Here is a 14,760-nt window from a genome sequence, read left to right on the forward strand (position 1 = left end):
TGCATCATAAATCAACCTTGACTATTCAAAACATCTTTCAAGAACTCCACTTGACTTAGGCCCTTTATCAGAGAAAATCCTCTTTCTGCTATTTCAGCCCTTAAGTGGTCTTCTTTCAAGTATGATACACAAGCGCTGATAATATTATCATAAGGCGCAAACACAAGACCCCCCTTCAATGGTCCTTCCAATTCTTCATCGTTACCCTTTTCAGAAACCACAAAACGCTTATTTGCCAAGAGATAGTATATACGACCGATTTCCAATACTTTTGATTCATAAAAATGGATATTCAAAACAATTTTAGATCTTGCTATATATTGGTCACGCGCATCACCATATACACCAAAGAGAGAACATACATTTAAACCCATATCCCGGAGTTTTTCTAAGATATATATTCTGCGTTCATTAAGTGAGCCGTACCATAGAATATCTATATCTTCATTATTAGATGGGCGCATTTGCGTCAATTCCGGAACATAACCAATCCCACAATATTTTACATTTGTTATACCCAGCTTTTTCAATTCATCAATATTTCGCCTACTATAGTCCCACACATCATAAGAGCGGAGAAAATCAAGATATTTTTCATTTATCCATGGTGATCCAAGCAGAATTTGTTCTAAATTATAAATAATCGAGGTGTCCGGAATATGAATATTACCAAGAGATGGAAGCAAATTGCTGCCTATGATAACCGGATAGTCTGTAATATTTGCGATATCCCGAACGATTGGGGCTTGATACCCAAGCTCACGAAAAGCGCAATTCAGACTAAGCGCTAAATAGTCAAATGCTTGACTGTGAACATAACCAGGTGGACTTACAACCCAGATGCAATATTTTTTAGCCAATCTATCCCCTGTCTGAAAAGAACTTTGGCCCTAAGTTTAGCAACTTGTGTGCCAGAGGATATAAGATAGACAAATATGCATGATCTCAATGAGTTAGGCAAGCTGGTGATAACCCGGCAGGGGCAAATGACGTGGAAATACGGCCTTGTGGTAGGGGAAATAGTCATAATTTTGACGCTACAATAAGCATTCAGCTATCAGCGGTCAGCTTTCAGCAAATAACGAAACCTAAAGGTTAGTGGACTTTCCCCACATTTTTATGGAAACCATTGTTCCTGAGCGTAACTTGCCGGAGCAGTGGGGCACCCTTCGAGGGCGAGCAGGAAGGGGAAAACCAGCCCTTTAGAGGCTGGACGGGGCAAGCCTTCCCCGCCTGCGAGTCCCGAAAGGGTCACTGCGCAGGCCGTGAAGCGAAGGGATGACGGCTTCCATTTCTAGAATGCAAAAATTGGATAAAAATTAACACGTTGAAATAATCTGCTGAGATTCTTTGAGGAAAGTCCTAAGCATTCTTATCATTGACAAGGGACAGTCGATTTGTTAATCAAATAAAGTTTGTGTATAGGAAATGCCGTGAAGATTATCCTGGGCAACTCACATCCACAGTCACTCTTTGCGCAGAAAATAGAGGCGCTCAGCGGGCAGAAACTCTTTGCCTGCTACCAGTGCGGCAAATGTTCCTCCGGCTGTCCCATGGCTGAATCCATGGACCTTCTGCCCAACCGGGTCATCAGGGAAGCGCAATTGAATAATGGGCCTGTCCTTATGTCCTGCCGCGCGGTATGGTTTTGTTCCTCCTGCTTTGCCTGTTCGGTGCGCTGCCCCAAGGGGATAGATATAGCGAGGATCATGGAGGCAGTGCGTACACTGCAAATGATGGACGGCAAGCCCATCACAGAGCAACCATCCTGTGAGGATACCGGGACTCTGCCTCAGATCGCCCTCGTCAGCCATTTCCGAAAATTTAATGTGTAGTCAGGAGATAACCTTTCTTGCCTGAAGGTTTACGTGTAGGATATTTCCCCGGATGTACATTAAAAACCGACGCCCGTGACTTTGAGTCCTCCGCCCTGGCCGTAGCCGGGGCCCTGGGCATCGAAGTGGCCGAGCTAGGCCGCTGGAACTGCTGCGGTACGGTTTACTCCCTTGATGCCGTAAATCTCATGCCCAGGCTGGCTTCCGTTCACAACCTCATCCGGGCAGAGGAAGAAGGCTTTTCTGAGATAATGACCCTCTGTTCCATGTGCTATAACACCCTTAAGCGGACAAACAACCTTTTTACTTCAAAAAATAATGGTCTTGCGGCCATCAATGACTTCCTCTGTCTGAAGCCCGGCTACAGCGGCCGGGTAAAGATTTATCACTTCCTTGAATTCCTGCGGGAAAAGATAAAACCGGAACAGGTCAAAGACCTGGTGGTACGTCCCCTGGATAGCTTGGCCGTGGCCCCCTATTACGGGTGCCTGCTTCTCCGGCCAAAAGAGATGGCTATCGACGATCCCGAGAAACCGGAGATATTAACACCCTTCCTCTCGGCGCTCGGGGCGAAGGTAATAGATTTCCCTCTTAATAACGAATGCTGCGGCGCTTACCAGACTGCCATGCATCCGGAGGCCGTAGCCCGGCGGGCCTGCCGGATAATCAGTTCCGCGCAGTCCGAAGGCGCGGATATGATAGCCGTAAGCTGTCCCCTCTGTCACTATAACCTGTCCGCATTGCAAGGCATGGTGCGATCAACACATCCCGGTCTAAAGGCCATGCCCATTGTGTATTTTACCGAAATTATGGCCCAGGCTATGGAATTGGATTATAAAACAGAGGTAGAGGCAATTCCACGGGACGCGGAACCGGGACGGGAGGCCGTAAAATGACCCGCCTCGGCGTTTTTATATGTCACTGCGGAAAGAATATCGCCCGCACCGTGAATATAGAGGCCTTAAGGGAAAAGGTGTCAACCCTGCCCGATGTAGTTCTGGCCAAAGACTACCTCTATCTATGCAGCAAGCCCGGCCAGACCATGATTGCCGATGACATCCGCGAACACCGTCTGGACGGGGCGCTGGTTGCCGCCTGCAGCCCCAGGCTCCACGGGAAAACCTTTGCGCAAACCGCACAGCGGGCCGGCCTGAACCCTTATCTATTGGATATGGCCAACATACGGGAGCACTGTAGCTGGGTGCATATAGACGGGGCGGAAGGCACAGAGAAGGCCTTTTCTATCATCAAAGGAAGTCTGGGCCGACTGCGCTATGCCGAACCGCTGGAGCCTTTCCAGAGCCCAGTAACTAAAAGGGTGCTCGTGATCGGGGGCGGCGTCGCCGGCATACAGGCCGCCCTGGATATAGCCAACAGCGGCCACGAGGTCTATCTCGTGGAGAAATCGCCATCTCTGGGGGGACACATGGCCCAGTTGGGAGAGACCTTTCCCACGCTTGATTGTTCCTCCTGTATCCTTACGCCCAGGATGGTAGAGGTAAGCCAGAACGAGTACGTCCATCTTTTCAGTTATGCCGAGGCAACCCGCGTCGAAGGTAACATCGGCCAGTTCCAGGTCACCGTGCGGCTGAGGCCCCGCTACGTGGATGAGACGCTCTGCACCGGTTGCGGCGACTGTGTGCCAACCTGCCCGGTGGTCGTACCCAATGAATTCGACCAGGGGCTGGGGGCCCGAAAGGCCGTTTATCTGCCCTTTCCGCAGGCCGTGCCCGCGGTCTATACCATTGACTGGGACGCCTGCCTCAACACCGATAAATTAATTATCTGTGAGAACTGCTATAAGAGCTGCGAGGCCAGGGCCATAAATTTCCTCATGGAGCCCCGGGAAATAACCTTCGAGGTGGGGGCCATCATCCTGTCCACCGGCTATGAACTGATGCCCGTGGCCCATATCGGCGAATACGGAGGCGATGGGTATGAAGATGTGATCGACGGCCTGCAATTCGAACGCATGCTCTCGGCCTCCGGCCCCACCGGGGGCGTGGTGCGCCGGCCTTCCGACGGCCGCATCCCCCAAAACGTGGTCTTTGTCCAGTGTGCGGGTTCGCGCGACCCTGAACACGGAGTCCCCTACTGTTCAAAGGTCTGCTGCATGTACACGGCCAAGCAAGCCTTGCTGTATAAGCATGCAGTGCCGGACGGTCAGGCCTACGTATTTTATATCGATATCCGTGCCGCCGGAAAGGGACACGAAGAATTTGTGCAAAAGGTCATGAGCGAGGAAAGAATTCTCTATCTGCGGGGTAAGGTCTCAAAGATCTTTAAGTCCGGCGATAAAATAGTGGTCTGGGGAGCAGACACCCTGTCCGGCCGTCAGGTAGAGATCGAGGCCGATCTGGTAGTGCTGGCCATGGCTGTTATCCCGTCGTCCGGCAGTCAGAAGCTGGCCCGTACCTTACACATAGCCAGCGACCTCGGCGGATTTTTTAGCGAGGCGCACCCCAAATTAGGACCGCTGGAAAGCAATACTGATGGCATATTTCTGGCCGGAGCAGCGCAGTTTGCCAAGGATATTACCGACACCGTTTCCCAGGCCACCGGTGCGGCGGGCAAGGCCCTGTCTCTCCTGGCCAATGATTTTATAAGACTCGAGCCCACGGTATCCGGGGTGGAAGAAGGACTCTGCCGCGGTTGCGGGCTTTGCGCCTCCATCTGTCCCTTCGGCGCGGTAACGATGTCTCCGTCAGAAAAGACCGGCGCAATGGTGGCCGGTATCAACCCCGTCTTGTGTAAAGGGTGCGGCCTGTGCGCGGCCGGTTGCCTTTCCGGGGCCATAACCCTTAAGGGTTCTTCTTTCAGACAGATATTTGCCCAACTGGAGGAGATGGTCTGATGGACCCGGTAAAACGCAAATTATTCAATCTGGATCAATATCAGGTCCCCCGCGGCAAGGTGCAGATCATTTCCGAACGCTGCAAGGGCTGTGGCCTCTGCCTTGAGTACTGTCCGAATAAGGTCCTGGCCTGGTCAACGGACTACAACTTCAAAGGCTACCGTTATCCGGTGATCGAAGAGACAGAAGAGAAATATTGCATATCCTGCCGTTTCTGCGAAGAGGTATGCCCGGATTTCGCTATCTATGTGACTACAGAACCAGAACTCACCGCAAAGCCGCAAAGTACGCAGAGGAAGTAAGTGAGGAGACAGGAGTCAGAAGTCGGGGAAAGTGAGAGGATAGAGAAGGGAGAAGAAAAACAAGAGACAAGGGATGTCTAACATCTCGCGCCAGACGTTTAATGGCTGACTGCTGAGAGCTGATGTCTGGTTAGGAGGCCACAGAGGAGAGATATTCGATCTTTTCTCATTTATTGATATTCTTATTTTCTCTGTGTGCTCTGTGGTTAATTTTAATACGCAAAAAGGAGCAGGGATAACATGGGGAAGGATGTACTTACAGGGACTTATTTTCTGACCGGGAATGAGGCCTGCGCGGCCGGGGCGCTGGCCGCCGGTTGCCGTTTCTTCGCCGGTTATCCCATCACGCCATCCAGTGAGATAGCGGAACGGATGTCCATCCGCCTTCCCCAGGTAGGGGGAGTCTATATCCAGATGGAAGACGAGATCGCCTCTATGGCCGCCATACTGGGCGCATCCTGGGCCGGGGCCAAGAGTATGACCGCCACCTCCGGGCCGGGCATCAGCCTCATGCTGGAAAATATCGGTCTCGGGGTAATGACGGAAACACCCTGCGTCGTGGTCAACGTTATGCGCGGCGGGCCTTCCACCGGCCTTCCCACCCTGGTTGGACAGGCCGACGTCATGCAGGCCAGATGGGGAAGCCACGGCGACTACGAGATTATAGCCCTTTCTCCTTCCTCACCGCAGGAGGCCTTCGACTACACCATAAGGGCCTTTAACCTGGCGGAGACTTGGCGCGTACCGGTAATCCTGCTCATGGACGAAGTAGTGGGACACATGCGCGAGCGCGTGGTCATCCCTGAGAAAAAGGATATAAAGGTGGCGAACAGACGGGGGCCGAGCGAACCCCCCGGCAAATTTAAGATATTTAAGTCTAAAAAGGATCTCATCCCGGAGATGCCCGTGGCCGGACAGGGATATGCCGTTCATGTCACCGGCCTTACCCATGATGAACGGGGCTACCCGGCGATAGAATGGGAGGCGCAGGAAAAGCTGGTATCCCGTCTCGTGCAAAAGATCCGCCTCAATTCCGACAAGATTGCGGCATGGGAAGAAACCGGCGTGGAGGGGGCTGAGATTGTCCTTGTCTCTTATGGCATCTCCACCCGGATATGCCGCGCCGTTCGGGAAATGGCCCGTGAGAAGGGCCTGAATCTTGGCCTGCTCCGATTAGAAGTAATCTGGCCCTTCCCGGAAAAACGGGTACGAGAGCTGGCCGGCCGCATCAAGGCCTTTCTCACCGTGGAAATCAACTACGGCCAGATCGCTTTGGAGGTAGAGCGTTGCGCTGCCGGTAAATGTATAACGCGCCTCGTTGGACATGGCGGCGGAACGGTCCATGACCCCAAAAAAGTCTTTGAGGCCGTTGAGGAGATAGCGTCATGATCGAACCACAGACTTTAGACCATCCCAAGGATCTGCTCCTGCGTAAAGAGAGGATCCCACATATCTGGTGCCCCGGCTGCGGCCTGGGATCGGTGCTTTCGGCCCTGATGGATGCCTTAGGGAGTTCCGGCCTGGACCTTAAAAAAGTGGCGGTCGTCTCCGGTATCGGCTGCACCGGCCGCGCCGCCGGTTATCTCAACTTAGACGGTTTTCACACCACCCATGGCCGCGCTATTCCTTATGCCACCGGGCTGAAACTGGCCAACCCGGATCTGACGGTCATCGTCTTCAGCGGAGATGGCGATCTGGCCGCTATCGGCGGCAACCACCTTATCCACGCAGCCCGCCGCAATGTGGACATAAAGGTGATCTGCGTTAATAACTTCAACTACGGCATGACCGGCGGCCAGGGCGGCCCAACCACTCCCCGGCTGGCCCGGACTACAACGACCGGTTACGGTAACCCGGAAAGGCCATTTAACCTCATCCATCTGATAGCGGCCTGCGGCGCGCCTTATGTGGCCCGCTGGACATCCGCCCATCCTCATTATATGAAGATCGCCATGGGCGAAATGCTGAAAAAGGATGGTTTTTCTTTCCTGGAGGTTATTGCTCCCTGCCCGACCAATTTTGGGCGCCGGAACAAGATGCGCGAGATCAAGCTCCTCCAGCGTTTTCTGGAGCAGGCCGTCCTCGAGTCCCAACCCGACATCGCAAAGGCGGATATAGAACTGGATTCACCCATCCTGTGTGGTAAGTTCGTGGACCTGGAACGGCCTTCGTACCTGACGGCCCTCAGAGAGGTAATATCCGCCAAGGTCAAGGTCTATGACTTCCGGGGGGACGGACGGGTGCCGCTGGAGGAAGCGCCGGTGAAACCCGCAGCAGCCAAGGCTCCCGGGAAACCAGCGGAAGTTCCTGCGGAAAGACCCATAATCCAGCGCCCCGTACAGATCAAGCTGGCCGGTCTGGGTGGCCAAGGTATAGGGCTCTGCGGTCTTATCATGGGCCGGGCTGCCGCAATTTTTGACCACAACCAGGCCGTCTATACCCAGGAATACAGCCCGGAGGCGCGTGGCGGGGCATCGGCTTCCAGTATAATCATCGCCTCGGACAAGATCCATGCGCCCTACGTTACAGAGCCGGATATAATGGTTGTTATGGCCCAGGGGGCCTACAACAAATACCAGAAGGACGTGCGGCCGGGAAGCCGTCTCATCATAGATAAAGACTTGGTAAGGCCCAAAGACCTGCCTGATTCCGTCCAGGTACAGGCCATACCGGCCACGCGGCTGGCCGAGGAAATAGGACAAAAGGTAGTGGCCAACATCGTCATCCTCGGCTTTTTTACGGCGCTTGTTCCACACATCAGTTTAACGGCTATGCAGAAGGCCTTGAAGGGTTCAATCCCCAAAGGGACGGAAGAACTCAATCTGCGCGCCTTTGAAACAGGCTATGACTACGGCAAGAAAATGCAGGAAGAGGAGGCAGTGTAGAGATCATGGCTACTAAAGCCAGGGGGAAAGCGTCCGGTAAAAAGTCTTCAGAGACCCGGATGATCCCGATATACATAATGGGTAAAAAGTATGAGGTGCCTGAGACCTTAACTATCCTTACGGCTATGGAATACGCAGGCTACCGGCATATCCGGGGCTGCGGATGCCGTGGCGGTATCTGTGGGGCCTGTGCCACGGTCTATCGTCTCTCCGGGGATCATCGTCTCAAATTCGGATTGGCCTGCCAGACCGTGGTGGCCCCGGATATGTACCTGGCACAGATACCGTTTGTCCCGGCAAACAAGGCCATATACGATATTGAAAAACTCACACCGGACATAAACGGCATTGGCCGGATTTATCCTGATCTCTACCGGTGTCTGGCCTGCAATACCTGCAGCAAGGCCTGCCCCATGGGTATCAGTGTGATGGACTATGTGCAGGCCCTCCTCAAAGGCGATATCGCCGGGTGCGCCCGCCTTTCGCATAGCTGCACCATGTGCGGTATCTGCGCCCTCCGTTGTCCCGCCGAGTTGCAGCAATTCCACATGGCCATGCTGGCCCGCCGGCTCTATGGCCGTTACCTCCAGCCGCGAGCCAGGCACCTGGAACAACGGGTTAAGCAGATAAAAGAAGGAAAATTTGATTCCATGATGGACGAGATCATGTCTTTGAGTAACGATGAATTGAAACAACGCTACGCCCGGCGGGAATGGGAGCCGGAGTCCTATGAAAACCCGGACTGGCAGCCGGAAGAAACGAAATATCTGATATTAGATTAAACGGTGATGTCGGTTGATTGTTGTCTGTTGTCCGTTGCAACTGACCACTGACATTACTAAGAAAGCGCTTTGCGCAAATTCCAAATGTCAAAATCCAAAGTTCAAATAAAGTTCAAATGACAAATGTCATCCGCCTCCGGCGGACCATTTGAGCTTTGGGATTTGTCATTGATTTGAACTTTGAGCTTTGAATTTTGAACTTATTAATACTTTATTGTTTCTCTGTGTCCTCTGTGGTTAATCTTTTGACAATACGGTATGCTGACAAAGGAGTCCAAAATGGCAGAAGGGCAGGCCAGCGGTTATCCCCCGGAGCTGAAAAAATTTATCCGGGCAGTAGAAAAAACGAGACCTGAGCGCCTGGCGCGGGTAAAGGCCAACCAACATTTCCCCAGGCTAACCCGGGAAGAAGGCGAAAAAGTGCTCAAGTCTTACCACCCGGACTACAGGCCGGGTGGACGCCGCAGACTCAAGGTCGGCGCCAATAAAGGCGAAATTCTGGCTGATGAAGTAGCCGACCTCCTGGAATCATATAGCCGGATCGATCCGGATGCCTTCGATGACCGGCTGAAAAAACCTGATTACGAGACTGACGTCCTGATCCTCGGTGGTGGCGGCGCGGGTGCGGTAGCCGCCCTCTTCGCCCGTCAGAACGGCCTACGGGTCGTTATTGCCACAAAGCTTCGCCATGGTGACTCAAACACCATTATGGCCGAAGGTGGAATACAGGCGGCAGACCGGCCGGCTGACTCGCCATACTACCATTACCTGGATACCATGGGCGGTGGCCATTTTACCAATAACCCCCGGCTGGTAAAGGCCCTGACCATGGATGCCCCGCTTATCATCCAATGGCTGGAAGATTTGGGCGTTATGTTTGATAAGGATAACGAGGGTAATATGATCGAGCTTAAAGGCGGGGGTATCTGCCGGAGGCGTATGCACTCTTCCGCGGATATGATCGGGGCCGAGATAATGCGTGTTCAGAGGGATGAAATACGCAATCACCCGGAGGAAATACAGGTACTGGAATTCTCGCCGGCCGTTGAACTGCTCATTGACGAGACAAAGGCCGTAAGCGGAGCCGTACTCTATAATCTTGAAACCAGTGAGTACAGTGTGGTCAAGGCCAAGGCAGTTATTATGGCCACCGGTGGTTTTGGCCGCCTCCATATTCAGGGGTTTCCCACAACCAACCACTATGGGGCAACCGGCGATGGGTTAGCGCTGGCCTATCGTGCAGGCGTGCCGCTGGTCAATATGCGTTACGCACAATACCACCCTACAGGCACGGTATTTCCGGAACAGAACTTCGGCCTGCTCATTACAGAGAAAGTGCGCACCCTTGGCGCGCAGTTTATAAACGCGCACGGCAGGGAATTTGCCCATCCTCTCGAACCCCGGGACATTGCCTCCTCATGTATTATCCGGGAATGTACAGAGAAAAACAGTGGAGTTGTGGCTCCAACCGGCCACTATGGAGTCTGGCTGGATACCCCGATGATTGACCTGCTGCGGGGCAAAGGGACAGTGGAGAAGGAACTGAGCGCCAAGTATCTACAGTTCAAACGATATGGCATAGATATTTCCACCGAGCCTATTATCGTTTATCCGACTCTTCACTATCAGAACGGGGGATTAGAAATTGATGAATGGGGAGCGACCAGAATTTCCGGGCTCTTTGCCGCCGGGGAAGTAACCGGAGGCATACATGGCGACAACCGTCTTATGGGGAATTCCCTTCTGGACATACATGTCTTTGGGCGGCGGGTCGGGGTGAAGGTCAGCGAATTCATCAAGGCCGTAAAAAAGGGCAACCGGCTTTCTCTTGGTCATGTCAGGAGTTACCACGCCGGTTTAATAAAAACAGGCGTAAAGACAAAACGGGTTGCCCCTATTTTGCTTCCTGATTACGTCCGCCGCTCTGCGCCAGTTTATCCTCATAAATCGTGACATTCATCTCCTTGAAAAGCCTGGTGCGCAGGGCGCCAAGCACCTTCTCCTCCCGTTCCGCGCGGAGCCTTTGGATGATAGCCGGTTCTACCTTGCTATAGTCCACCGGTATGGCGGCCTTTTTATCTTCAATCAATATAATCACATAACCCTTTGCCGTAGGCATAGGCGCGCTAAACTCTCCCTTGCCTAACTTAAAGATAGTTTCGGCAAAATCAGGTTTCATCCGGTCGCGGCCTACCCATCCGATATAGCCGCCGTTTGCCTTCGAGGGATCGACAGACTTTTCTTTAGCCATCTGGACAAAATCATGCCCTTCCCGCAAGGCCTTTATAATGTCCTGCCCTTCCTCGGCCGTCCGGACAACAATCTGCCTCATCCTGACCTTTTCCGGCTCAGTAAACTGTTCCTTATGCGATTCATAATATTGCCTGGACTCCTTTTGCCCTGGAACAGGCTCTTTGGCCATCTCAGCCCTGAGCAGCCCTGCCGATAAGATTCGTTTTTTAATACCTTCTAACTGTTCCTTTATCTCCGGCTTCTGGTCGAGTTTAAGGCGCTCGGCCTCCCGGCTGAGAAGGACGGTAGTAATAAGATCGTCAAGGACATACTTCCGGCCTTCTTCAGTCTTAAACCTCTCCTGATAAGGCAACGGAAGGCGTTCAATAGCCCGGTCAAGCTGATTCAAGGTAATCTTCTCTTCCCCTATCTCGGCCAGCACCGGCGAGGCATCCGGTTGCGCAGGCCCTTCAGTAACCACAACATCTTCCGGCTGCTTCGGCTCTTCCTTGGTACAGGACAAGAACGTGACACACAACATAAGCATGAGAACCATATAACCTGATTTTTTCAGCATAAGGGACTCCTTCTCTGGATTTGTGGCATCATTTAGCACAACCCGGTGAAGTAAGCAAGGAAATCTTCATTCGGGCTTTCAGCTATCAGCTCTCAGCCGTCAGCATGTTTGTTATCCGTTATCCGTTAACCGTTGTCCGACATTTTCTTTCGGTAAACGGTCAACAGTGAACGGTGGACCGGCTTCATGCCGATAGCTGACTGCTGACCGCTCCATCCGGAAAACTAGTTGGCATAATCTCCTGAGATTTTTCGGGAAAGTCCTGAATAAAAAGCTTGACATAAATCCGCCCTCTCAGATAGTATTCATTTTCAACAGTAAAGGGGAGTAGCTGAATCGGTGGCTGTCGTCAGCACGTTCGCCTGAGGCGAGCCGGTACCGCCGGTTAGGTAAACCTAACAAGCGAGACCTTTACCACGATGATTATTCAATCGTGGTAAAGGTTTTTTTGTTTAATGAATAAATAACCACAGAGGACACAGAGACGAATAAATAATTTTCAAAAAAACATAATACAGAAATCAGAAGGCGGGGCTCTGTGCGCTCTGTGGTTAATCTTTTGACAATACGACGAGTCTAAGAGGAGGCTTATGCGCTGGCACCAGAAGAAGACAGGCGAGGTTATTGAAGACCTGGGTTCATCCCTTAAGGGCCTTTCTCCAGATGAAGCGGAGAAACGGCTCCGGGAATATGGGCCTAATGAATTAAAGGAAAAAAAGAAGAAGACCCCCTTCATGATGCTCCTTGACCAGTTCAAGGACTTCATGATCCTTGTCCTCATGGCTGCCGCAGTTATATCGGGAATCATTGGTGAGCCTTCAGATACCATCGCCATAGTGGTAATCGTCATTCTTAACGCCATCCTTGGATTCACCCAGGAATACCGGGCAGAAAAGGCCATGGCGGCCCTTAAAAAAATGGCGGCCCCGACGGCAACGGTCATAAGAAACGGAACGCCTGAAAATATCCCCGCATCCCGGCTCGTCCCTGGTGATGTGGTGCTCCTTGAGGCCGGGAAGGTTGTACCGGCAGACCTGAGACTTACTGAAGCCGCCCAGTTGAAGGTGGACGAGGCGGCGCTTACCGGAGAATCCGTGCCCGTTGAAAAACACACAAAGGCGCTCCATGACGAGCTTTTACCCATCGGTGACCGTAAGAACATGGCCTATAAAGGCACATTTGTAACCTATGGACGCGGCGTGGGTATTATTGCGGCCACAGGCATGGAGACCGAGCTCGGTAAGATTGCCACCATGCTACAGGAGGAGGAAGAGGTAAAAACGCCTCTGCAAAAAAGGTTGACGACCTTTGGCCGGAAACTGGCCATTGCCGTCCTGGCTATATGCGCTATTGTCTTTACCGTAGGCATTATGAGGGGAGAGCCGGTCTTTTTAATGCTCCTTACCGCTATATCCCTGGCCGTGGCGGCCATCCCGGAGGCGCTTCCGGCGGTAATAACCATATCCCTTGCCCTTGGCGCGAAGAAGATGGTCAGGCAGAACGCCCTCATAAGAAAACTACCGGCCGTGGAGACCCTCGGCTCTGTTACATACATCTGCTCTGATAAGACGGGCACACTCACCCTCAACAAAATGACAGTGGAGGAGATTTATGTAGATGGGAAGGTAGTAACGAGTGACGGGTTACGGGTTATGAGTCAAGACATCAGACAAACTCCGGAACCTGCCGCTCATCACTCATCACTCATCACTCTCTTCCGGGCCCTGGCCTTAAGCAATGACTCCCGGCCGGATTCCGGCGGGAATATAATCGGAGACCCGACCGAGATTGCGCTGTATAACATCGCCAGGGACAACGGCTTTGATAAAAAGGAACTGGAAGGGGATTTTCCGCGGGTTGCCGAGATTCCTTTTGACTCTGATAGAAAGTGCATGACCACCTTTCATGCAGTCAGCGGTCAGGAGACGGGAAAAAAGCCTGGATATATTTCCTTCACAAAGGGCGCTATAGATGTCCTGCTGGAAAAGTCAAAGGATATTTTGACATCAGAAGGGCTAAGATCAATAAACAGAGAAGAGATTCTCAGGGTAAATGAAAAGATGGCTGCCGATGGACTGAGGGTACTTGGCATGGCTATGAGAGAGTGGGATAGCCTGCCCGAGGATCTGTCCCCTGAGAGCGTGGAGACCGGGCTTACTATTTTAGGTCTTATAGGCATGATGGACCCGCCCCGGGAAGAGGCCAGGGAGGCGGTAGCATTATGTAAGACAGCCGGGATACGGCCGGTAATGATAACCGGGGATCACCCCCTTACGGCAAAGGCCATAGCCAAGAGGCTCGGCATTATTGAGGATGGCTCAAAAGCAATAATCACAGGGCGGGAACTGGAGAAATTATCGCTGGAAGACTTTGAAAAAAGGGTTGAGCATATCCGTGTTTATGCAAGGGTGGCCCCCGAACAGAAACTGAAGATAGTCAAGGCCCTCCAGGATAAAGGCCAATTCGCTGCCATGACCGGAGACGGCGTTAATGATGCGCCTGCCCTAAAAAGGGCGGATATCGGTATCGCCATGGGCATTACAGGAACCGACGTCTCCAAAGAGGCCGCCCACATGATCCTTCTCGACGACAACTTTGCCACCATTGTAAAGGCCGTCAAGGAAGGACGGCGCATCTTTGACAACATCCGCAAGTTTATAAAATATACCATGACCAGCAACTCCGGAGAGATATGGACCATATTCCTTGCCCCCTTTCTGGGACTCCCCATCCCCCTTTTGCCGATTCACATCCTCTGGATCAACTTGGTCACAGATGGACTTCCCGGCCTGGCCCTGGCCGCCGAACCGGCAGAAAAAGGAGTGATGAACAGGCCGCCGCGACACCCCCGGGAAAGCATTTTTGCCCACGGTCTTGGCGTCCATATAATCTGGGTAGGGCTCCTCATGGGCTTTGCATCCATCTTTACCCAGGCCTGGTCTATCCGGACCGGTCACGCCCACTGGCAGACCATGGTCTTTACCGTCCTCTGCCTTTCGCAGATGGGGCACGTCCTGGCTATCCGGTCGGAAACCGAGTCGATCTTTAAGCAGGGGATATTTACCAACCGTCCCTTGCTCGGAGCCTTTCTGCTCACCTTCGGGCTCCAGATGGCGACCATTTACATACCGCCGCTTAATGGTATATTCAAGACGCAGGCGTTGAGTTTCCCGGAGCTTATGGCCTGCCTCCTCCTGTCATCCGTGGTCTTCTGGGCAGTGGAGATAGAAAAATGGTATAAGCGCCGGAATATACAACAAAACCTTCTAACGTGAAAACGTGTTAATCCTGGC

At 52.5% G+C, this 14,760-nt stretch carries 11 protein-coding genes; 9 read left to right on the forward strand and 2 right to left on the reverse strand.

Going from position 1 to position 14,760, the window contains the following annotated elements; genetic code table 11:
* Positions 1 to 11 precede the first annotated feature (11 nt).
* Positions 12 to 860, reverse strand: a complete 849-nt coding sequence (locus RDU59_05455; GenBank protein ID MDQ7837919.1) for a hypothetical protein — start codon at positions 858 to 860, stop codon at positions 12 to 14.
* Between the two features lie 573 nt (positions 861 to 1,433).
* Here RDU59_05455 and RDU59_05460 point away from each other — a divergent pair.
* The 8 genes from RDU59_05460 (at position 1,434) to RDU59_05495 (ending at position 10,611) form a co-directional block, all read left to right on the forward strand.
* A complete protein-coding gene (locus RDU59_05460; GenBank protein ID MDQ7837920.1) occupies positions 1,434 to 1,835 on the forward strand; it encodes a 4Fe-4S dicluster domain-containing protein in 402 nt (133 codons plus the stop codon).
* Positions 1,836 to 1,852: 17 nt separating this feature from the next.
* A complete protein-coding gene (locus RDU59_05465) occupies positions 1,853 to 2,731 on the forward strand; it encodes a CoB--CoM heterodisulfide reductase iron-sulfur subunit B family protein (protein MDQ7837921.1) in 879 nt (292 codons plus the stop codon).
* Complete coding sequence (locus RDU59_05470; GenBank protein MDQ7837922.1) at positions 2,728 to 4,689, forward strand: CoB--CoM heterodisulfide reductase iron-sulfur subunit A family protein; 1,962 nt, start codon at positions 2,728 to 2,730, stop codon at positions 4,687 to 4,689. Before RDU59_05465 ends, RDU59_05470 begins: the two co-directional genes overlap by 4 nt.
* Complete coding sequence (locus RDU59_05475; GenBank protein MDQ7837923.1) at positions 4,689 to 4,991, forward strand: 4Fe-4S dicluster domain-containing protein; 303 nt, start codon at positions 4,689 to 4,691, stop codon at positions 4,989 to 4,991. Before RDU59_05470 ends, RDU59_05475 begins: the two co-directional genes overlap by 1 nt.
* A gap of 240 nt (positions 4,992 to 5,231) precedes the next feature.
* Entirely contained in the window at positions 5,232 to 6,380 is a 1,149-nt protein-coding gene (locus RDU59_05480) for a 2-oxoacid:acceptor oxidoreductase subunit alpha (GenBank protein ID MDQ7837924.1), read from the forward strand.
* A complete protein-coding gene (locus tag RDU59_05485) occupies positions 6,377 to 7,876 on the forward strand; it encodes a thiamine pyrophosphate-dependent enzyme (protein MDQ7837925.1) in 1,500 nt (499 codons plus the stop codon). Before RDU59_05480 ends, RDU59_05485 begins: the two co-directional genes overlap by 4 nt.
* Positions 7,877 to 7,881: 5 nt before the next feature.
* Complete coding sequence (locus RDU59_05490; protein ID MDQ7837926.1) at positions 7,882 to 8,658, forward strand: 4Fe-4S dicluster domain-containing protein; 777 nt, start codon at positions 7,882 to 7,884, stop codon at positions 8,656 to 8,658.
* Positions 8,659 to 8,937: 279 nt separating this feature from the next.
* Positions 8,938 to 10,611: an FAD-binding protein gene (locus RDU59_05495; GenBank protein ID MDQ7837927.1), complete on the forward strand. Its 1,674-nt coding sequence runs from the start codon at positions 8,938 to 8,940 to the stop codon at positions 10,609 to 10,611.
* On the opposite strand, the gene RDU59_05500 is transcribed toward RDU59_05495, so the two are convergent.
* The gene (locus RDU59_05500) at positions 10,553 to 11,467 is read right to left on the reverse strand and encodes a peptidylprolyl isomerase (GenBank protein MDQ7837928.1); all 915 of its coding nucleotides are present in this window, start codon (positions 11,465 to 11,467) and stop codon (positions 10,553 to 10,555) included. The two genes, RDU59_05495 and RDU59_05500, sit on opposite strands and share 59 nt — an antisense overlap.
* A 590-nt stretch (positions 11,468 to 12,057) precedes the next feature.
* Here RDU59_05500 and RDU59_05505 point away from each other — a divergent pair.
* Positions 12,058 to 14,742, forward strand: coding sequence for a cation-translocating P-type ATPase (locus tag RDU59_05505; GenBank protein ID MDQ7837929.1), 2,685 nt, complete (start codon positions 12,058 to 12,060; stop codon positions 14,740 to 14,742).
* Positions 14,743 to 14,760: the final 18 nt, after the last annotated feature.

The sequence above is a fragment of the Thermodesulfobacteriota bacterium genome (genome assembly GCA_031082315.1).
In the GTDB taxonomy this organism is placed as follows: Bacteria; Desulfobacterota; QYQD01; order QYQD01; family QYQD01; genus QYQD01.